Raw genomic sequence first — 20,984 nt, 5'->3', positions numbered from 1 at the left:
CTCGCGAAGAACCTCAACGATGACGCAGCGCCCTCAGGTTTTTCGCGAGCAAGCTCGGCGCCTACAAAAGAGCTAGCGGCGTGAGTGGCTGCCCCTGCCACTCGAACGCCACAGGTGCCAGCACCTGATCAATCTGCGCGTCTCGCCACAACTGGGCCATCGTCTTGCCGGCCTCAGGATGCATACGCTGCGGCGCCATCATCGACAGCGGCCACAACACAAAGGCGTTTTTCAGAATTTCGGCTCGCGGCAGGACCAAGCCATCAAAATCGCCCACCAGATCGCCATACAACAACACATCGATATCCAGCGGCAGGCCTTTGCGGTCGGGCGCGTAGCGGCCATTGTCGGCCTCGATGGATTTCAAGCGGCGATCCAATTCCATCAACGGCAGGTCGGTATAAGCCGACACCACCAGATTGAAAAACGGCCCGCTCTTGATACCCACCGGCTGGCTTTCGAACACCGCTGAACAGCGCATATCCGTCAAAAAGCCCGCCAACGCATCCAAGCCGGCGCATAAACGAGCCTCGCGCTCGATATTGCTGCCAAGCCCGAGGTAAACCTGAGTCAACGACATCCGCGCTCGATCTCCACGCCCACGCCCTTGGCAGCCGGTACCGCGCCGGGCTTGGTCAACTTGAGGTGCAGCCAGGGAATCTGGAATTCACTCATCAGCGCTTCGGCCAGGCGCTCGGCAAAGGTTTCCACCAACTGGTACTGGGACTGCTCGGCAAAGGCCTGGATACGCGCAGACACCCTGGCGTAATCCAGTGCCAGGGTCAGGTCATCACCGGCCGCGGCTGGGCGATTATCCCAGGCGAAGCTCAGGTCCAGGCGCAGGCATTGCCGGATTCCGCGCTCCCAGTCGTAAGCCCCGATCACGGTGTCGACTTCCAGGCCTTCGATAAACACTCTGTCCAAGCACTTTTCTCCGCAGCACGACAAGGGCGCGATGCCCCGTTAGAATCAGGGCGTCCTCGCCCGGAATAGTTAGCATGTTTTGGTCACTGGCGATTTTCGCCTACCTGCTCGGCTCGCTGTCCTTCGCCATTTTGCTCAGCCGCTTGACGGGAAATCCCGACCCGCGAATGAGTGGCTCAGGCAATGCCGGCGCCACCAATATGTTGCGCCTGGCCGGCAAGAAACTCGCCGTCCTGACCTTGCTGGGCGACCTGTGCAAGGGCCTGCTGCCCGTGCTGATCGCCAGCCTCGTCGGCCTTAGCTTGCAACAGCAAGCCTGGGTGGGCCTATGTGCCGTCTTGGGCCACCTGTTCCCGTTGTACTTCCGCTTTCGCGGCGGCAAGGGCGTCGCCACGGCGGCCGGCATGCTGCTGGGCATTTACCCCCCTGCGGCGTTACTGGCCATGCTCGCCTGGCTACTGACGTTCTACCTGACCCGCACCAGCTCGCTGGCCGCGCTGATTGCTACGCCACTGACCCTACCGCTGCTGGCCTGGCAGGAACCGCAAGCACTGGTGCCGATGAGCGTACTGACACTGCTGATCGTCTGGCGTCACCGCGGCAATCTACGCGACCTGTTTGCCGGGCGCGAACGGCATTTTTAAATACCCCGCCTGGGCCCGGCGCCCTTGAACCTTACAACGGCGGCAATTGTTCCATCGGCCAGCGCGCCTGCACGCTGATCGCCAGGCTTTCGTGCTGCCCGGCCTGCAAGCGCTGGCAACCGGCGTAGGCGATCATCGCGCCGTTGTCAGTGCAGAACTCAGGGCGTGCGTAGAACACATTGCCATTCATGTCGCCGAGCATCTTTTCCAGGGAACTGCGCAACGCCTTGTTGGCACTGACGCCACCTGCGATCACCAGCCGCTTCATGCCCGCCTGTTTCAGGGCGCGCTTGCACTTGATGGTCAAAGTCTCCACCACAGCCTGCTGGAACGCCAGCGCGATGTCGCAACGGGCTTGTTGGCCGTCGTCCCCGGCGCTGACGCTCTGCTGCCAGGTGTTCAAGGCAGAGGTTTTCAAGCCGCTGAAACTGAACATCAAGCCAGGACGATCACACATCGGCCGCGGGAAGGTGTAGCGACCGGCAACGCCGTTCTCAGCCAGGCGAGCGATTTCCGGACCGCCAGGATAATTAAGCCCCATCATCTTCGCGGTTTTGTCGAACGCTTCGCCGGCAGCATCGTCCAGCGACTCGCCCAACAGCGTGTATTGGCCGATCCCATCCACCTGAACCAGCTGCGTATGCCCCCCCGAAACCAACAAAGCGACGAACGGGAACTCTGGCGGTGTTTTTTCCAGCATGGGCGCCAATAAATGGCCTTCCATATGGTGCACGCCGAGGGCAGGAATGCCCCAGGCAAAGGCCAGCGCCTGGGCGCAAGAGGCCCCAACCAGCAGGGCTCCGACCAATCCGGGCCCTGCCGTGTAGGCGATGGCATCGATCTCGGTTGCCACACAGCCGGCCTCATCCAGCACTTGGCGGATCAGCGGCAGCATGCGCTTGACGTGATCGCGGCTGGCAAGCTCCGGCACCACGCCGCCATAGGCGCGATGCAGGTCGATCTGACTGAACAGTGCATCGGCCAAAAGCCCGCGTTCACTGTCGTATAGTGCGACTCCGGTTTCGTCGCAGGAGGTTTCAAGTCCCAGTACTAGCATGGGTTTGCGCCTTGTAGAGGCTGAATTCGAAGGCGCGCATAATAGTCGCCACTCCCCCTCCCGACTAGCGGTTTTCGATCAGAGGCTTTGCATTCCGGGCAATGAGGGGTTAACATCCGCAACCCTTAAAAACCGACGACCTCAGCCGCGAATTTTTTGCGACGAGAACGTTGATTCCCGGTAATGAAAGAAGGTAGCTCTGGATGCCAGCCGTCAAAGTAAAAGAGAACGAACCCTTCGACGTAGCTCTGCGTCGTTTCAAGCGCTCCTGCGAAAAAGCCGGTGTTCTGGCTGAAGTTCGTAGCCGCGAATTTTATGAGAAGCCAACTTCTGAGCGTAAGCGCAAAGCAGCAGCCGCTGTTAAGCGTCACGCTAAGAAAGTTCAGCGCGAACAGCGCCGCGCCGTTCGTCTGTACTAATACACAGACGTTCGTAGCAAGCTTCTGCCAAGCCCGGCCCTCAGCCGGGCTGTTGGCATTTGCGGATATCGCTTGATGCTTCACCGTCGACGCCGCACACGCGACCGAGACACTGCTTCACACGTCAGGGCTGGCTCTTTTGCCAGCGGTGCACGTCTCTTCTGACGAGCCTAACAAGGCTACTGACGAGCACACCTATTCTTCAAACAGACGATCAACCGTGTCGGCTGTGCCCATCGATGCGTTTCCGAGGCCGCCATTGGCCAAGACCGGACGCCCGGGCAACATTTCCATGCCGAAGACTGATCAGAAACTACCCTCAGTGAATATTCGGCAGATACACTTCCTGATGACCCATGCAGACGATGATGATCAAGCACGCCATACGTGCGCTTGAACACGTCACGGGCCCTCATTTACACGCAGTGATGACGAGAACGCCATGGCCGGGCTGATTCCCCAGAGCTTTATTGACGACCTTCTGAACCGCACCGACATCGTCGATGTTGTCAGCTCACGCGTACAGCTGAAAAAAGCCGGCAAAAACTACACCGCCTGCTGCCCTTTCCATAAAGAAAAAACCCCATCGTTCAGCGTCAGCCCCGACAAACAGTTTTATTACTGCTTCGGTTGCGGCGCAGGCGGGAACGCCCTGGGCTTCCTGATGGACCACGACAACCTGGACTTCCCCCAGGCTGTCGAGGACCTGGCGAAAGCCGCCGGCATGGAAGTGCCCCGCGAAGAAAGTGGTCGCCCGCACAAACCCCGGCAACCCACCGATTCGCCGCTGTACCCGCTACTGACCGCCGCTGCCGACTTTTACCGCCAGGCACTCAAGAGCCATCCGCAGCGCAAGGCCGCTGTCGATTACCTCAAAGGGCGCGGCCTCACCGGCGAAATCGCTCGGGATTTTGGTCTCGGCTTCGCCCCGCCGGGCTGGGACAACCTGTATAAGCACCTGAGCAGCGACACCCTCCAGCAAAAGGCCATGATCGATGCCGGCCTGCTGGTGGAAAACGCCGAGACCGGCAAGCGCTATGACCGCTTCCGCGACCGCGTGATGTTCCCGATACGCGACAGCCGTGGCCGTATCATCGCCTTTGGCGGCCGCGTACTCGGGGACGACAAGCCCAAGTACCTGAACTCTCCGGAGACCCCGGTGTTCCACAAGGGCCAGGAACTCTACGGCCTGTTCGAAGCGCGCAAGAACAACCGCAACCTCGACGAGATCATTGTGGTTGAAGGCTATATGGACGTGATCGCCCTCGCCCAACAAGGCCTGCGCAACGCGGTCGCCACCCTCGGCACCGCCACCAGCGAAGAACATTTGAAGCGCCTGTTTCGCGTCGTGCCCAGCGTGCTGTTTTGCTTCGACGGCGACCAGGCTGGCCGCAACGCCGCCTGGCGCGCGCTCGAAGCCACGCTGCCGAGCCTGCAGGATGGGCGTCGCGCTCGCTTCCTGTTCCTGCCCGAAGGCGAAGACCCGGACACCCTGGTGCGTTCGGAAGGTACCGACGCGTTCCGCGCACGCATCAATCAACATGCGCAGCCGCTGGCGGATTATTTTTTTCAGCAACTGACCGAAGAGGCCGACCCGCGCTCCCTCGAAGGCAAGGCCCATATGGCCACCCTCGCGGCGCCGCTGATCGATAAAGTCCCGGGCGCCAACTTGCGCACACTGATGCGTCAGCGCCTGCTGGAGATCACCGGTTTGAGCGGCGAAGCCGTAAGCCAGCTGGTGCACAGCGCCCCGCAGGATGCGCCGCCAGCCTACGACCCCGGCATGGATTACGACGCCATGCCGGACTACGCTGACTTTCATCAACCTCAGGAGGCCTTCGCGCCCCAGCAGGAATGGACGCCGAAGAAGCCGGGCGCCGGCGGCAAGAAGTGGGACAAAAAGCCCTGGAGCAAAAACGGCAAACGCGGTGATCGCGATGAAGCCTACGCGCCACGCACACCCGTAGCGGTGGAAGCCCCCACACTGATTGCACTGCGCACACTGATTCACCACCCGCAATTGGCCGGCAAGGTTGAAAGTGCCGACCACTTTGCCAACGAGAGCAACACCTACGCTCAGGTGCTTATCGCACTGATCGAAGCCGTGCAGAAAAACCCTAAGCTAAACTCAATTCAGTTGATGGCTCGCTGGCATGGCACGGAACAGGGCCGTTTATTGCGGGCACTGGCGGAAAAGGAGTGGCTAATTGACGGCGACAACCTTGAACAACAGTTTTTAGACACCATTAATAGGTTATCCGCGGGTCAACACACTCAGACCCTCGATGAACTTATCAAGAGAGCGAGGCAGCCGGGATTATCGGCTGAAGAGCAAATTCAGATAGCAAAACAGATGCGCGACCTCTTAAAACAGAATGTTTACGCATCAAACCCGACCTCAGCTGGCGTGTGAGGTCATAGCTCGGGTATAATCCTCGGCTTGTTTTTTGCCCGCCAAGACCTTCAGTGGATAGGGTGTTATGTCCGGAAAAGCGCAACAGCAGTCTCGTATCAAAGAGTTGATACTTCTTGGTCGTGAGCAGGGTTACCTGACTTACGCGGAGGTCAACGACCACCTGCCTGAGGATATTTCAGATCCTGAGCAGGTGGAAGACATCATCCGCATGATTAACGACATGGGGATCAACGTATTCGAAGTCGCGCCAGATAAGGATTCCCTTATGCTGGCCGACGCTGATACCGACGAGGCCGCCGCTGAGGAAGCTGCTGCCGCGCTGGCTGCAGTAGAGACCGATATCGGCCGCACGACAGACCCGGTGCGCATGTATATGCGCGAAATGGGTACCGTCGAGCTGCTGACACGCGAAGGCGAAATCGAAATCGCCAAGCGTATCGAAGAGGGCATCCGTGAAGTGATGGGCGCTATTGCGCACTTCCCTGGCACGGTTGACCACATTCTCTCCGAGTACACCCGCGTCACCACCGAAGGTGGCCGCCTGTCCGACGTCCTGAGCGGTTATATCGACCCGGACGACGGCATTGCGCCGCCTGCCGCCGAAGTGCCGCCGCCTGTTGATGCGAAAGCCGCAAAAGCGGACGACGACACCGACGACGACGAAGCTGAAAGCAGCGACGACGAAGAAGAAGCCGAAAGCGGTCCAGACCCGGTTATCGCTGCCCAGCGCTTCGGTGCGGTTTCCGATCAAATGGAAATCACCCGCAAGGCCCTGAAAAAGCACGGTCGTGGCAACAAGCAGGCGATTGCCGAGCTGGTGGCCCTGGCTGAGCTGTTCATGCCAATCAAGCTGGTGCCCAAGCAGTTCGAAGGCCTGGTTGAGCGTGTTCGCAGTGCTCTTGAGCGTCTGCGTGCCCAAGAGCGTGCAATCATGCAGCTCTGTGTGCGTGATGCGCGCATGCCGCGTACCGATTTCCTGCGCCAGTTCCCGGGCAACGAAGTTGACGAAAGCTGGAGCGACGCACTGGCCAAGGGCAAGGCGAAATACGCCGAGGCCATTGGTCGCCTGCAGCCCGATATCATCCGTTGCCAGCAGAAGCTGACCGCGCTTGAGACCGAAACCGGCCTGACGATTGCGGAAATCAAAGACATCAACCGTCGCATGTCGATCGGTGAGGCCAAGGCCCGCCGCGCGAAGAAAGAGATGGTTGAAGCGAACTTGCGTCTGGTGATCTCCATCGCCAAGAAGTACACCAACCGTGGCCTGCAATTCCTTGATCTGATCCAGGAAGGCAACATCGGCTTGATGAAGGCGGTGGACAAGTTCGAATACCGTCGCGGCTACAAGTTCTCGACTTATGCCACCTGGTGGATCCGTCAGGCGATCACTCGCTCGATCGCCGACCAGGCCCGCACCATCCGTATTCCGGTGCACATGATCGAGACCATCAACAAGCTCAACCGTATTTCCCGGCAGATGTTGCAGGAAATGGGTCGCGAACCGACCCCGGAAGAGCTGGGCGAACGCATGGAAATGCCTGAGGATAAAATCCGTAAGGTATTGAAGATCGCTAAAGAGCCGATCTCCATGGAAACGCCGATTGGTGATGACGAAGACTCCCATCTGGGTGACTTCATCGAAGACTCGACCATGCAGTCGCCAATCGATGTCGCCACTGTTGAGAGCTTGAAAGAAGCGACTCGCGACGTACTGTCCGGCCTCACTGCCCGTGAAGCCAAGGTACTGCGCATGCGTTTCGGCATCGACATGAATACCGACCACACCCTTGAGGAAGTCGGTAAGCAGTTTGACGTGACCCGCGAGCGGATCCGCCAGATCGAAGCCAAGGCGCTGCGCAAGTTGCGCCACCCGACGCGAAGCGAGCATCTGCGCTCCTTCCTCGACGAGTGATACCAGAACCCCCGGCCCAGGCCGGGGGTTTTGCTTTCTACCGACCGCTTTCCACAGATTTACTGCCCCGCATCACCCCGCCCCCGCAATGCCCGTCTACACTCGAGACATTCCCCGTGCCATAACGAGACCGTTATGCCCAGATTGCCGACCGTGATACTGCTGTCGCTGCTGACCTGGACCGCAACGGCTGGCGCGTTGACTCTTACGGATGATGAGCGTAGCTGGTTGGCGGACCATCAGGAGCTGCGCCTCGGCGTGGACGCGTCCTGGCCTCCGTTTGAATATCGCGATGAAAATGGCCGATATCAGGGCCTGGCTGCCGATTACGTACGCTTACTCCAAGACCGTCTGGGCGTTCGAATCAAACTGATCGAACCCGTTAACTGGACCGCGGTGCTTGAACAAGCCCGCAATAACCAGCTCGACCTGCTGCCTGGCATCATGTCCACCCCCGAACGCCAGAATTTCCTGGCCTTTACACGCCCCTATCTCGACTTCCCCATTGTCATCCTGGCCCATGAAGGCGGCGCAAAACCACGCAGCCTCAAGGATTTGTACGGGCTGAAAATTGCCGTAGTGGAAAACTACGCGCCCCATGAACTGCTGCGTACCCACCATCCGGACCTGAATCTGGTGGCGATGCCCAACGTCAGTTCGACGCTGCAAGCCCTGGCCACCGATGAAGTGGATGCCGTAGTCGGCGACCTGGCCTCCAGCGTCTGGAGCCTGCGCCAACTCAAGCTCGACGGCCTGTACGTCAGCGGCGAAACGCCCTACCGCTACCAACTGGCAATGGGCGTGCCGCGGGATGAAAAAATCCTGGTGGGCATCCTGGACAAAGTCCTCGCCGACCTCAGCTCAGCCGAAACTGATGCGATCCAACAACACTGGGTCGGTAGTTTCACCGATCACCGCACCTTCTGGGCTGACCTGCTCACGTACGGCCTGCCAGCGGTGCTGCTATTGAGTACGGTGCTGGCAATCGTCATTCGGATCAATCGCCGGCTCAGCTCGGAAATTTCCCGCCGGGTCGCCCTTGAGCAAGAACTGCGAAGCAGCGAGTACCACTATCGCGGCCTGGTGGAGAGCTTGTCCGCCATCGCCTGGGAAGCAAGCATCAGCGATTTCACCTACAGCTATGTGTCGCCCCATGCCGAAGACCTGCTCGGCTATCCCCGCGCTCATTGGCTGATTCCAGGTTTCTGGCGCAACATCATCCACCCCGCCGACCTGACTCGCGCCGAGGCCTATTGCTATCGGGAAACCCGTGCAAACCGCGATCACAGTATTGATTACCGAGTCATCACCGCTGATGGCCGCTGCCTGTGGGTACGTGACATTGTCAGCCTGATCGAACACGGCCATGAGCCGGTGCTGCGCGGCCTGATGATCGACATCAGCGAAGCCAAGCGCACCGAAGAAGCCCTGCAACTGTCCGAGCAGAAATTTGCCTCGGTGTTTCAGCAGTGCCCCGACATTCTGGTGATTGCCCGGTTGTCTGATGGCTGCTTGCTGGAGGTCAACAAGGCATTCGAGGACCAGATTGGTCTACGCGCCGACGAGGTGGTGGGCAAAACCGCCCCCGACCTGAATATATGGGGTATTCAAGGGGGCGGCCCGGATTTGCTGCAACGAGTACAGACCACCAGCATCCGCAACCTGGAAATGCCGTTTCTGCGCAGCAATGGCCAGGCCTTTACCGGTCTGATCTCAGCCGAGCCGTTCCAACTCGACACCACCGAAGCCTTAGTGGTGGTGGTGCGGGACATCACCCAGCTCAAGGAAACCCAACAGCGACTGCAAACCTCCGAAGAAAAGTTTGCCAAAGCCTTCCATGCCTCCCCCGATGGCTTGCTGCTGAGCCGCCAGAGCGACGGCCTGCTGATCGAAGTAAACGAGGGTTTCAGCCACCTGACCGGCTTCACCAGCGCCTCTTCACTCGACCAATCAGCCCTGGACCTGGGCATCTGGGTCGACCTCAACGAACGCAAGCACATGCTCGAATTGATGCAGCGCGACGGTTTTGTCCGCGATTTCATCTGCCATATCCGTCGTGCCGACGGCCAGATTCGCCTGTGCGAAGTGTCCAGCCGCCCGCTGCCGATTGGCGACGAAGATTGCATGCTGACCATCGCCCGGGACATCACCGAACGCCAGTTAATGCAGGAAAAACTGCAGCAGGCCGCCACGGTGTTCGAAAGCACCGCCGAAGGCGTCTTGATCACCGACACACGGCAGAACATCAGCGCCGTCAACCGCGCCTTCACTGAGATAACCGGCTATAGCGAGGGTGAAGCCCTTGGTCATACCCCGCGTCTGCTTGCCTCCGGCCTGCATGACAGCGCGTTCTATGCGGCGATGTGGCACCAGTTGACGACCCACGGCCACTGGCAAGGTGAGATTTCCAACCGCCGTAAGAACGGCGAGGTGTATCCGAGTTGGTTGACCATCAGCGCCGTGCGTAACCGCGAACAATTGGTCACGCACTTCGTTGCCGTGTTCGCCGACATCTCCAGCCTCAAGCTGGCCCAGGCACGCCTCGACTATCAGGCCCACCACGACCCATTGACCGGCCTGCCCAATCGCACGCTGTTCGAAAACCGGCTGCAAGCCGCCCTCAACGGCCAGCAGGAAAGTGGCAAGCAGGGCGCGGTGCTGTTTCTCGACCTCGACCGGTTCAAACACATCAACGACAGCCTCGGTCACCCGGTCGGCGACCTGCTGCTCAAAGACATCGCCGTACGCCTCAAGGAGCAGTTGCGGGACGTGGACACCGTTGCTCGCTTGGGCGGCGACGAATTCATCATCCTGCTGCCCGGTTTGCAACAGGCCAGCGACGCCCAGCACTTGGCGAACAAACTGCTCGACTGCTTTACCCCGCCCTTCCAGGCCGGCGAGCATGAGTTCTTTATCAGCGCCAGTATCGGCACCAGCCTGTATCCACAGGACGGCACCGACGTGGCGACCCTGGTCAAAAATGCCGACGCCGCGATGTATCGCTCCAAAGCCAAGGGGCGTAACCGGGTCGAGCGCTATACCCGCGACCTGACTGCCCAAGCCAATGAACGCGTAGCGCTGGAGCACGAACTGCGCCGCGCCATCGAACGTGAAGAGTTGAGTCTGTATTACCAACCCAAACGCAGCCTGATCACCCAACAACTGATCGGCGCCGAAGCCTTGATCCGCTGGCATCACCCGACGCTGGGCGAGGTCCCGCCCGAGCACTTTATCGCCCTGGCCGAAGAGAACGGCACGATCCTGCAAATCGGCGACTGGGTACTGGAACAGGCCTGCCGACAACTGCACGCCTGGCAAGCGGCTTTCGAGGACTTCGGCCCCCTGTCGGTCAACCTCGCAGGCGCGCAACTGCGTCACCCCAACCTGCTGTCACGTATAGAACAACTGCTGCGCGATTACCGCCTCGAACCCGGCTGCCTGCAACTGGAAATCACCGAAAACTTCATCATGAGCCAAGCCGAAGAAGCGCTCGCGGTGTTGCACCAACTCAAGCGCCTGGGCGTACAGCTGGCGATCGACGATTTCGGCACCGGCTACTCGTCCCTCAGCTACCTCAAACGCCTGCCCCTGGACTTCCTCAAGATCGACCAATCCTTCGTCCGCGGCTTGCCCGACGACCCTCACGATGCAGCCATCGTGCGCGCCATCATCGCCCTGGGCCACAGCATGCAATTCACCATCATCGCCGAAGGCGTGGAGACCCCGGCACAACAAGCATTCCTCGCAAGCGAGGGGTGTGAACAGATGCAAGGCTACATCGTCAGCCTGCCCCTGCCGCCGGAGCTTTTTGCCGCCAGCTTCCTTCGTACACGGCATGAGGATTTTTCGGATGGCACAGTGAACAAACCATCGTTATAATCCGCGACCTACTGAGGGCCTATAGCTCAGTTGGTTAGAGCAGGGGACTCATAATCCCTTGGTCGTAGGTTCGAGTCCTACTGGGCCCACCACACAAGAAAGCCGCGCATTGCGCGGCTTTTGCGTATCTGGCCGAGTGATTTTTTCCGCAGGGCCAAGCCTGTAACATGCCTGCTCACTGCCCTCTCGCACTGGAGCTCCCCCTTGCCCGCCCTAGACGAAATCGACCGCCAACTGATCGCCGCCCTACAGCTCAACGCCCGTGAAAGCGTGGCCATGCTCGCCCGGCAGTTGGGCATCGCGCGTACCACCGTCACGTCGCGTCTGGCCCGCCTGGAAAAAACCCAGGTCATCACGGGTTACGGCGTGCGCCTGGGCCAGCGCGTTGCGGATGGTGGGTTGCAGGCTTATGTGGGCATTACCGTGCAACCCCGTTCGGGCAAAGAGGTGTTGCGCAGGCTGAGCGCCATGGCCCAGGTGCAGCAGTTGTGCGCGGTAAGTGGGGAGTTTGATTACGTGGCTTGGCTGCGCACCGATTCGCCGGAGCAACTGGACCAATTGCTGGACCAGATCGGCAGTGTCGACGGTGTAGAGAAAACCACCACCTCGATCATCCTCAGTAACAAACTGGATCGCGGACAACCAATCTGATCACTATATTCGTCATATTGACTAAAACTAGTGCAATACGACGACACATTGCGTCTTATTAACGAGCGCAACGCTCCCTAAACTGGCTGCCATCTCTTCCTATACTCAACGGGCCCTCCTCCCGCCGAGCCGTCAGTAAGGTCAGCCATGAGCATTCCGTCCAGCACCCTCAGCAAGCCCAATCGCCACCCGGGCGACGGCAAGAAACCCATCACCATCTTCGGCCCGGATTTCCCGTTTGCCTTTGATGACTGGATCGAACACCCCGCCGGGCTGGGCAGTATTCCTGCGGTTAACCATGGCGCCGAAGTGGCGATCGTCGGTGCCGGGATCGCGGGCCTGGTTGCGGCCTACGAGCTGATGAAGCTGGGGCTCAAGCCAGTGGTGTATGAAGCCTCGAAGATGGGTGGCCGCTTGCGCTCGCAGGCCTTTGAAGGCGCCGAAGGCATCATCGCCGAGCTGGGCGGCATGCGGTTCCCGGTGTCCTCCACCGCGTTCTACCATTACGTGGACAAGCTGGGGCTGGAGACCAAGCCCTTTCCCAACCCGCTCACTCCGGCGTCCGGCAGCACCGTGATCGATCTGGAAGGCCAGACCCACTACGCGCAAAAACTCGCCGACTTGCCTGCACTGTTTCAGGAAGTGGCCGATGCCTGGGCCGACGCTCTGGAAGCCGGTTCACAGTTCGGCGATATCCAGCAGGCGATCCGCGACCGCGACGTGCCTAGGCTCAAGGAGCTATGGAACAAGCTCGTGCCGCTGTGGGATGACCGTACCTTCTACGACTTCGTCGCCACCTCCAAAGCCTTCGCCAAATTGTCGTTCCACCACCGCGAGGTGTTTGGCCAGGTCGGTTTCGGTACCGGCGGCTGGGACTCTGACTTCCCCAACTCCATGCTGGAAATCTTCCGTGTGGTGATGACCAACTGCGATGATCATCAACACCTGATCGTCGGTGGCGTGGCCCAAGTGCCCATGGGCATCTGGCGCCATGTGCCGGAACGCTGCGCCCACTGGCCGGCCGGTACCAGCCTGAGCTCGCTGCATAGAGGTGCGCCACGGGCCGGCGTGAAGCGCATCGCCCACGCCGCCGATGGCCGTTTCGCCGTTACCGACAACTACGGCGACACCCGCGAATACGCGGCAGTGCTGACCACCTGCCAAAGCTGGCTGCTGACCACCCAGATCGAATGCGATGAAACCCTGTTCTCACAAAAAATGTGGATGGCCCTGGATCGCACTCGCTACATGCAGTCCTCGAAAACCTTCGTGATGGTTGACCGCCCATTCTGGAAAGACAAAGACCCACAAACCGGTCGCGACCTGATGAGCATGACCCTCACCGACCGCCTGACCCGTGGCACCTACCTGTTCGATAACGGCGACGACAAGCCGGGGGTGATCTGCCTGTCCTACTCGTGGATGAGCGACGCGCTGAAGATGCTGCCCCAGCCTATCGACAAGCGGGTGAAACTGGCCCTCGATGCACTGAAGAAGATCTACCCCAAAGTCGACATCAAGGCGCGCATCATCGGCGACCCGATCACCGTATCCTGGGAGGCCGATCCGCATTTCCTCGGGGCTTTCAAAGGCGCCTTGCCCGGCCACTATCGCTACAACCAGCGGATGTATGCGCACTTCATGCAAAAGGATATGCCTGCCGAACAACGCGGGATCTTCATCGCCGGTGATGATGTATCGTGGACGCCTGCCTGGGTCGAAGGCGCGGTACAAACCTCGCTCAACGCGGTGTGGGGGATCATGAACCACTTCGGAGGCAGCACCCACCCGCAGAACCCAGGCCCGGGCGACGTGTTCGATGAAATAGGGCCCATCGCCCTGGCAGAATAAGGAGTTGAGCATGCGTGTCGCCTTGTACCAATGCCCGCCACTGCCGCTGGATGTGGCCGCTAACCTGCAGCGCCTGCACCGGTTGGCCCATGAGGCACACGGCGCCGATGTGCTGGTGCTGCCAGAGATGTTCCTCAGCGGCTATAACATTGGCGCCGAAGCCGTTGGCGCACTGGCCGAGGCACAGGATGGGCCGTCGGCGCAGGCAATTGCCGAACTGGCGCAAGGTGCCGGGCTGGCGATTCTGTATGGCTACCCGGAGCGGGCCGACGACGGCCAGATCTACAACGCCGTGCAGTTGATTGACGCCCACGGCAAGCGCCTGTGCAACTACCGTAAGACCCACCTGTTTGGCGATCTTGATCACTCGATGTTCAGCGCCGGCCCCGATGATTTCCCGGTGGTGGAATTGAACGGGTGGAAGGTGGGCATGCTGATTTGCTACGACTTGGAGTTTCCGGAAAACACCCGGCGCCTGGCCCTGGCCGGTGCCGAACTGATCCTGGTGCCCACCGCCAATATGGTGCCGTTCGACTTTGTTGCCGACGTCACCGTACGGGCGCGCGCCTTTGAAAACCAATGTTTCGTGGCCTATGCCAACTACTGCGGGCACGAAGGCGAGATTCACTACTGCGGGCAAAGCAGCATTGCCGCGCCGGACGGCCAGCGAATTGCCCAGGCCGGCCTGGATGAAGCCTTGATCGTCGGCACCCTGGAGCGCCAATCGATATTCGACGCCCGAGCCGCCAACCACTACCTGCAAGACCGTCGCGCCGAACTCTACGGCGCACTGCACAAGCCCTGACCCATTGGGTTTGCTAGCATAGGCACTTCCCACGCCTCGGAAGTGCCCATGCCTGCGCCGGTTCACCCTCATCCCGTTCACCTGACCCTCGCCAATGGCCTGCGGGTTTGCCTGCGCCATGCGCCACGCTTGAAGCGCTGCGCCGCCGTTTTACAGGTGGCTGCCGGCAGCCATGACGTGCCATTGGCTTGGCCTGGGCTGGCGCATTTTCTTGAGCACTTGTTGTTTCTCGGTACCGAGCGTTTTCCAGCCGGCGAAGGGCTGATGGCCTACGTGCAGCGACACGGCGGGCAGGTCAATGCCAGCACCCGTGAGCGCATCACCGAGTTTTTCTTTGAACTGCCGGTGCCGGTATTTGCAGACGGGCTGATGCGGTTGGCGGATATGCTGACGCACCCACGCCTGAACCTCGACGATCAACAGCGTGAGCGCGAAGTGCTCGACGCGGAGTTCATCGCCTGGTCCCAGGATGCCAAGGCCCAACAACAAGTGGCGCTGCTGCAAGGCTTGGCAGCGGATCATCCGTTGCGCGGTTTTCATGCCGGCAACCGCGACAGCCTGCCGGTGGAAAGCGAGGCCTTTCAGCAAGCCTTGCGCGGGTTCCACGCACACTTTTATCAAAGCGGGCAGATGACTTTGAGCCTTGCCGGCCCACAATCGCTGACAGACCTGCAGGCCATGGCCCAGCAGTTCAGTGACCAACTGACACCCGGGCCATTGCACCCGCAGGCCGCTCCACCGGCCTTGATGCAAGGCTCGGCACGCCGCTATCAACACGTCGCCGGCCAACACCTGCATCAAGTCATTACCTGTAACGCGCCGCGGGAAGCGCTGGCGTTTCTCTGCACCTGGCTCAACGCCTCGGCCCCCGGCGGGCTGTTCGCCGAACTGCAAGCACAACGACTGGCCATCGCGCTGCAGGCGTCCGTGCTGTACCAGTTTGCGGATCAAGCCGTGCTGGATATCCACTTCACTCTCGGCAGCGAGCGCGAACCGGCCACGCAGATCGAAGAGTTACTGCACGACTGGCTGAGTTTCTTCGCACACAGCGACTGGACAGCGTTACGCGAAGAATTCGCCTTGCTCAATGCTCGCCAGCAACAGGTCCAAGGCGCCCTAGTCTTGGCGCGCAACGACGCCCACGACTTGTCGGAACAAGGCGCCGCTGCCCTCAGGGCCATGCTCGATTCACTGCACCTGCCCGCCTCCCGGCACCCTTGGCAACTGCCGCCTAACAATCCTTTTCTTCGTGCGCCCGCCAAGGAAGAACGCGCCGGCCTGATTCGCGGCCAAACCAGCGCCCATCGTGGCTTGCGTACCTTTGCCCAGGATCGCTCACGGGGCCGACGGGAGCTGTCGGCGCTGACCTTCAGCCAGGCGTTGGCGGATGACACGGGCGAAGGTGCGCTGTACCTGCACTGGCGGTTTGACTCGGCGGTACCCACCGGGCTGGAAAGCCTGTTGCGGCCGTTGTGCGAACAGGCACGGCAGGCGGGCGTCGAGTTGTCTTGCGAAACGATCGCCACTGACTGGCAGGTGAAGATGCACGGCCTCCACGAGCCCATGCCGGCGGTGCTCGAAGCGTTGGCGCGGTGCCTGAGTGGCTCGGATGAACCGTCGCCCGCTCCCGCGCCGATGATCGCCATCCGGGAACTGCTCAAGGCGTTGCCTGCTTGCTGTGCCGGTGTTCAACCCGAGCCTCAGGGGACGACAGCGTCCTGGGCCACAGCACGCTGGCAGGGGCTGGGCGCAGGTCTGCCCGCCGCCTGTGAAGCGGCGATCAAAGCCGCAGCGGCCCGGTTGCCTGGGCAACCGGCAACTCAGCCTTTCACACCTCAGGCCCTTGACGGACAAAAGCGCTGGCACGCAGTCAACACCGAATCCAGCGAGGCGGCGCTACTGCTATTTTGCCCAGCACCGACGCGATCTCTCGCCGATGAAGCCAACTGGCGCTTGCTCGCGCATGTGCTCCAGGGGCCGTTCTACCAGCGCCTGAGAGTCGAATTGCAAATCGGCTACGCCGTGTTCAGCGGCATCCGACCAATCAACGGCCAAACCGGCCTGCTGTTTGGGGTGCAATCGCCCAGCACTTCCCTGGACGGCATCGTCGAACAGTTGCAGGCCTTCCTGAGGCAACTGCCGTCGTTGATCGAGCGCTGCCCCGACTTGGGTAACCAGGCCCTCGCGCAGCAGTTCTCGGCCCAGACGCTGCCCATCAACGAAGCTGCCGAGTTGCTCTGGCATGCGCACTTGGCAGGTCATTCGTCGGGTTATCTGGATCAGCTTCAACAGTTGATTCAACAGCGCACACGCGAGGATGTGCAGCACGCCGCGCACCAACTCAATGACGCAGCAGGCGGCTGGCGCTGCGTGGCCAACGGGCCGCGTATCAACGACGACTGGCAAGCAGCGCCGTGATCATTGCCAACCCTGCAACAGGCTTTCTCCACCGAGACAGCGCTAACTTGAATAAAATTGCGTAACATTGCGCAGCAATATCTGAACATCTCCAATGGGAGGTGGACTATATGTATTACTTGGTAGTGAACGTCCCATCCCTTGATAGGAGTAAGAATATGACCTGGTCCAAACCTGCTTACACTGATCTGCGTATTGGTTTCGAAGTCACCATGTACTTCGCCAGCCGTTGATTGGCTGAGTGATACAACGCCTCGGTTCGCCCGGGGCGTTTTTGTTTTGAGCTGTGCTTGATGGAGCGATCATGTTTGTCCAGATTCTAGGTTCCGCCGCCGGCGGTGGCTTCCCGCAGTGGAACTGCAACTGCGTGAACTGCGCAGGTTTTCGTGATGGCAGCCTGCGGGCCCACGCGCGTACCCAGTCGTCCATCGCGATCTCCGACGATGGCGTGAACTGGGTGCTCTGCAATGCCTCGCCGGATATCCGCGCGCAGCTCCAGGGCTTTGCGCCCATGCAACCGGGCCGCGCCCTGCGCGATACCGGCATCAGCGCAATCATCCTGATGGACAGTCAGATCGACCACACCACCGGCCTGCTGAGCCTGCGCGAAGGCTGCCCACACCAGGTGTGGTGCACCGACATGGTCCACGAAGACCTGAGCACAGGGTTCCCGTTGTTCACCATGCTGACCCACTGGAACGGTGGCCTGGCCTGGAACCGCATCGAGCTGGACGCCAGCTTCACCATCCCGGCCTGCCCCAACCTGCGCTTCACCCCGCTGCCGTTGCGCAGCGCCGCGCCGCCCTATTCGCCGCACCGCTTCGATCCGCACCCCGGTGACAACATCGGCCTGATCGTCGAAGACCTGCGCACCGGCGGCAAACTGTTCTACGCCCCTGGGCTGGGCAAGGTCGACGCGCCGCTGTTGGATATCATGGCCGGCAGTGACTGCCTGCTGGTCGACGGCACGATGTGGAACGACGATGAAATGCAGCGCCGTGGCGTCGGCACCCGCACCGGGCGTGAGATGGGCCACCTGGCCCAGAACGGCCCCGGCGGCATGCTTGAAGTGCTGGAGCAACTGCCCAAGCAGCGCAAAGTGCTTATCCACATCAACAACACTAACCCGATCCTCGATGAAGACTCTCCCGAGCGAGCGGAGCTGGTGCGGCGCAATGTCGAAGTGGCTTACGACGGCATGAGCATTGAATTGTAGGAGCGATCGAAATGACCGACACACCGTTGAGCAGGGCTGAGTTCGAAGCGGCCCTGCGCGCCAAGGGCGCCTACTACCATATCCATCACCCCTACCATGTGGCGATGTACGAAGGCCGCGCCAGCCGTGAGCAGATCCAGGGCTGGGTCGCCAATCGCTTCTACTATCAGGTGAATATCCCGCTGAAAGACGCGGCGATCCTGGCCAACTGCCCAGACCGTGAAATCCGTCGCGAATGGATTCAGCGTCTGCTCGACCATGACGGCGCGCCCGGTGAAGACGGCGGTATCGAAGCCTGGCTGCGCCTGGGCCAGGCTGTAGGTCTGGACCCCGACCAATTGCGCTCTCAAGAGCTGGTGCTACCCGGCGTGCGCTTCGCCGTGGACGCCTATGTCAACTTCGCCCGCCGCGCCAGTTGGCAAGAAGCCGCCAGCAGCTCGCTGACCGAGCTGTTCGCGCCGCAAATCCACCAGTCGCGCCTCGACAGTTGGCCCCAGCATTACCCGTGGATCGACCCGGCCGGTTACGAGTACTTCCGCACACGCCTGGGCCAGGCCCGTCGCGATGTGGAACACGGCTTGGCGATCACCCTGCAGCACTACACCACCCGCGAGGGGCAGGAGCGCATGCTGGAAATTCTCCAGTTCAAACTGGACATCCTGTGGAGCATGCTGGACGCCATGAGCATGGCCTACGAACTCAAACGCCCGCCCTATCACAGCGTGACCGAGCAGCGGGTATGGCATAAAGGGATCACCCTATGAGCTTTGATCGCAGCAACACCCCGAACTGGCGCCCGGGCTACCGCTTCCAATACGAGCCGGCGCAAAAAGGCCACGTGTTGCTCTACCCCGAAGGCATGATCAAGCTCAACGACAGCGCCGCATTGATCGGTGGCCTGATCGACGGCGAGCGCGATGTGGCGGCCATTATTGCCGAGCTGGACAAGCAGTTCCCCGGCGTGCCGGAGCTGGGTGACGACATCGAGCAATTCATGGAGGTCGCCCGTGCTGAGCACTGGATCACCCTTGCCTGAGAAGCCCGCCATCGGCCTGCCGCTGTGGCTGCTGGCCGAGCTGACCTATCGCTGCCCGTTGCAGTGCCCGTATTGCTCCAACCCGCTGGATTTCGCCGAGCAGGGCAAGGAGCTGAGCACCGAACAATGGATCAAGGTTTTTCGCGAAGCCCGTGAAATGGGCGCGGCGCAGCTGGGGTTTTCCGGCGGTGAGCCGCTGGTGCGCCAGGACCTGGCCGAACTGATCGGTGAGGCGCGCAAGCTGGGTTTCTACACCAACCTGATCACCTCTGGCATTGGCCTCACCGAGCAAAAAATCAGCGACTTCAAGAAAGCCGGCCTGGACCATATCCAGATCAGCTTCCAGGCCAGTGACGAGCAGGTAAACAACCTGCTGGCCGGCTCGAAAAAAGCCTTCGCGCAAAAACTGGAAATGGCCCGAGCGGTAAAAGCCCACGGCTACCCGATGGTGCTGAACTTCGTGACCCATCGGCACAATATCGACAAGATCGACCGCATCATCGAACTGTGCATTGCGCTGGAAGCGGATTTCGTCGAGCTCGCCACCTGCCAGTTCTACGGTTGGGCGCAGCTCAATCGCGTGGGCTTGCTGCCCACCCGCGAGCAGTTGGTGCGCGCCGAACGCATCACCAATGAATACCGCGCCAAGCTGGAAGCCGAAGGCCACCCGTGCAAGCTGATCTTCGTGACACCGGACTATTACGAAGAGCGCCCCAAAGCCTGCATGAACGGCTGGGGCAGCATCTTCCTGACCGTCACACCCGACGGCACCGCCCTGCCTTGTCACGGCGCAAGGCAGATGCCGGTGCAGTTTCCCAATGTGCGCGACCACAGCATGCAGCACATCTGGTACGACTCATTTGGCTTCAATCGCTTTCGTGGCTACGACTGGATGCCCGAGCCGTGCCGTTCATGCGACGAAAAAGAAAAGGACTTCGGCGGCTGCCGTTGCCAGGCCTTCATGCTCACCGGTGACGCCAGCAACGCCGACCCGGTATGCAGCAAATCCGAGCAGCACGGCATCATCCTTCAGGCGCGGGAAGAGGCCGAACAGGCCACCCAGACCATCGAGCAACTGGCCTTTCGCAATGAGCGCAACTCAAGGCTCATTGCAAAAGGCTGAGGACCTCAACGCTTGGCGATGATGTACACCGCGTGGATGATGCCAGGGAAGTAACCGCACAGGGTCAGCAGGATATTCAGCCAGAAGGCACCGCCGAAGCCTACTTGCAGGAACACACCCAATGGCGGCAGCAGAATGGCGATGATGATACGAATGATGTCCATGGGTCAGCTCCAGAAAATCGGCTCGTGTGAGCCGTGTAGCTAATCGACATTGGCGGTTCGTGAGGGTTCAGTGGATTCTGGCATTGGGCCATCTCAGGCCAGAATCTCCAGCCCATGTTTTTGCACGATGCTCAATAACTTGAGCGCCATGCCACTGGGCCGTTTCTCTCCCGACTCCCATTTTTTGACCGTGGACGCGCTGGTGTTCAGGTAGCGGGCGAATACAGGTTGGCTGACATGGCTGCTTTCCCGTAGTTGCTTGATCTGTTCGGCAGGGATTTGGTCTGGCATGGATAAACATGCCTCATCATATTCTCGCAGAGTGGTTTTGCTGATGGCGCCGACAGCATGAAGCGCTTTGGCTGACTCGTGAATGGACTCAAACGCCTCGCTTTTATACTTTTTGGTCATGATGTATCTCCACAAACTCCTTGAGTCTCATAAAAACATACCACCCAGTGGTATAGAT

19 protein-coding genes and 1 tRNA gene are annotated in these 20,984 nt (G+C 60.3%); 15 read left to right on the top strand and 5 right to left on the bottom strand.

Annotated features, from left to right (window positions below; genetic code table 11):
• Positions 1–61: 61 nt before the first annotated feature.
• Complete coding sequence (folK, locus tag TX24_RS10680; RefSeq protein WP_044269459.1) at positions 62–580, bottom strand: 2-amino-4-hydroxy-6-hydroxymethyldihydropteridine diphosphokinase; 519 nt, start codon at positions 578–580, stop codon at positions 62–64.
• Positions 571–924 (bottom strand): dihydroneopterin aldolase, encoded by a 354-nt coding sequence (gene folB, locus TX24_RS10675; protein ID WP_057710298.1) that lies wholly within the window; start codon positions 922–924, stop codon positions 571–573. The genes folK and folB overlap by 10 nt, the downstream gene beginning before the upstream one ends.
• Before the next feature lie 74 nt (positions 925–998).
• On the opposite strand from folB, the gene plsY reads away from it, so the two are divergent.
• The gene (gene plsY / locus TX24_RS10670; protein WP_032895027.1) at positions 999–1,568 is read left to right on the top strand and encodes a glycerol-3-phosphate 1-O-acyltransferase PlsY; all 570 of its coding nucleotides are present in this window, start codon (positions 999–1,001) and stop codon (positions 1,566–1,568) included.
• A 31-nt stretch (positions 1,569–1,599) separates the two neighbouring features.
• Here the strand turns inward: plsY and tsaD are convergent, their stop codons facing one another.
• Positions 1,600–2,625, bottom strand: a complete 1,026-nt coding sequence (tsaD, locus tag TX24_RS10665) for a tRNA (adenosine(37)-N6)-threonylcarbamoyltransferase complex transferase subunit TsaD (protein ID WP_003194748.1) — start codon at positions 2,623–2,625, stop codon at positions 1,600–1,602.
• Positions 2,626–2,828: 203 nt separating this feature from the next.
• Between tsaD and rpsU the strand changes: the two genes are divergently transcribed.
• The 14 genes from rpsU to pqqE all read left to right on the top strand — a co-directional run bounded on the left by rpsU (position 2,829) and on the right by pqqE (position 20,351).
• Positions 2,829–3,044 (top strand): 30S ribosomal protein S21, encoded by a 216-nt coding sequence (gene rpsU, locus TX24_RS30680; protein ID WP_002551877.1) that lies wholly within the window; start codon positions 2,829–2,831, stop codon positions 3,042–3,044.
• Between the two features lie 442 nt (positions 3,045–3,486).
• The gene (gene dnaG, locus TX24_RS10655; protein ID WP_057710297.1) at positions 3,487–5,457 is read left to right on the top strand and encodes a DNA primase; all 1,971 of its coding nucleotides are present in this window, start codon (positions 3,487–3,489) and stop codon (positions 5,455–5,457) included.
• Positions 5,458–5,524: 67 nt separating this feature from the next.
• On the top strand, positions 5,525–7,372 hold the full coding sequence (rpoD, locus tag TX24_RS10650) for an RNA polymerase sigma factor RpoD (RefSeq protein WP_003194751.1): 1,848 nt from the start codon (positions 5,525–5,527) through the stop codon (positions 7,370–7,372).
• Positions 7,373–7,507: 135 nt separating this feature from the next.
• Positions 7,508–11,251, top strand: coding sequence for a bifunctional diguanylate cyclase/phosphodiesterase (locus TX24_RS10645; RefSeq protein ID WP_057710296.1), 3,744 nt, complete (start codon positions 7,508–7,510; stop codon positions 11,249–11,251).
• A gap of 15 nt (positions 11,252–11,266) precedes the next feature.
• Positions 11,267–11,343: transfer RNA gene (locus tag TX24_RS10640), tRNA-Ile, on the top strand.
• A gap of 112 nt (positions 11,344–11,455) precedes the next feature.
• A complete protein-coding gene (locus tag TX24_RS10635; protein WP_003194755.1) occupies positions 11,456–11,902 on the top strand; it encodes an Lrp/AsnC family transcriptional regulator in 447 nt (148 codons plus the stop codon).
• A gap of 147 nt (positions 11,903–12,049) precedes the next feature.
• Positions 12,050–13,753, top strand: a complete 1,704-nt coding sequence (locus tag TX24_RS10630; protein ID WP_003194758.1) for a flavin monoamine oxidase family protein — start codon at positions 12,050–12,052, stop codon at positions 13,751–13,753.
• Between the two features lie 10 nt (positions 13,754–13,763).
• Positions 13,764–14,558: a carbon-nitrogen hydrolase family protein gene (locus TX24_RS10625; RefSeq protein WP_044271734.1), complete on the top strand. Its 795-nt coding sequence runs from the start codon at positions 13,764–13,766 to the stop codon at positions 14,556–14,558.
• Positions 14,559–14,606: 48 nt separating this feature from the next.
• Positions 14,607–16,976, top strand: coding sequence for a pyrroloquinoline quinone biosynthesis protein PqqF (gene pqqF / locus TX24_RS10620; protein ID WP_082628795.1), 2,370 nt, complete (start codon positions 14,607–14,609; stop codon positions 16,974–16,976).
• A gap of 158 nt (positions 16,977–17,134) precedes the next feature.
• Positions 17,135–17,209 carry a pyrroloquinoline quinone precursor peptide PqqA gene (pqqA, locus tag TX24_RS30675; protein WP_003194766.1) on the top strand — a complete coding sequence of 25 codons (75 nt, stop codon included), beginning with the start codon at positions 17,135–17,137 and terminating at the stop codon, positions 17,207–17,209.
• Positions 17,210–17,280: 71 nt separating this feature from the next.
• Positions 17,281–18,192, top strand: coding sequence for a pyrroloquinoline quinone biosynthesis protein PqqB (pqqB, locus tag TX24_RS10615; protein ID WP_057710295.1), 912 nt, complete (start codon positions 17,281–17,283; stop codon positions 18,190–18,192).
• Between the two features lie 11 nt (positions 18,193–18,203).
• Positions 18,204–18,956, top strand: a complete 753-nt coding sequence (gene pqqC, locus TX24_RS10610; RefSeq protein WP_047711927.1) for a pyrroloquinoline-quinone synthase PqqC — start codon at positions 18,204–18,206, stop codon at positions 18,954–18,956.
• Positions 18,953–19,228, top strand: a complete 276-nt coding sequence (pqqD, locus tag TX24_RS10605; protein ID WP_047711928.1) for a pyrroloquinoline quinone biosynthesis peptide chaperone PqqD — start codon at positions 18,953–18,955, stop codon at positions 19,226–19,228. The genes pqqC and pqqD overlap by 4 nt, the downstream gene beginning before the upstream one ends.
• The gene (gene pqqE, locus TX24_RS10600; RefSeq protein WP_019817403.1) at positions 19,221–20,351 is read left to right on the top strand and encodes a pyrroloquinoline quinone biosynthesis protein PqqE; all 1,131 of its coding nucleotides are present in this window, start codon (positions 19,221–19,223) and stop codon (positions 20,349–20,351) included. The genes pqqD and pqqE overlap by 8 nt, the downstream gene beginning before the upstream one ends.
• A 5-nt stretch (positions 20,352–20,356) precedes the next feature.
• On the opposite strand, the gene TX24_RS30670 is transcribed toward pqqE, so the two are convergent.
• Together TX24_RS30670 and TX24_RS10595 are read right to left on the bottom strand one after the other, a co-directional pair.
• Positions 20,357–20,515, bottom strand: coding sequence for a YqaE/Pmp3 family membrane protein (locus TX24_RS30670; protein WP_003194776.1), 159 nt, complete (start codon positions 20,513–20,515; stop codon positions 20,357–20,359).
• 93 nt (positions 20,516–20,608) lie between these two features.
• Complete coding sequence (locus tag TX24_RS10595; protein ID WP_034133912.1) at positions 20,609–20,926, bottom strand: helix-turn-helix domain-containing protein; 318 nt, start codon at positions 20,924–20,926, stop codon at positions 20,609–20,611.
• Positions 20,927–20,984 lie beyond the last annotated feature (58 nt).

The organism is Pseudomonas lactis, assembly GCF_001439845.1.
In the GTDB taxonomy this organism is placed as follows: domain Bacteria; phylum Pseudomonadota; class Gammaproteobacteria; order Pseudomonadales; family Pseudomonadaceae; genus Aquipseudomonas; species Aquipseudomonas lactis.
The sequence above is the reverse complement of the archived record's forward strand: the minus strand, read 5'-3'. Positions and strand labels throughout refer to the sequence as shown.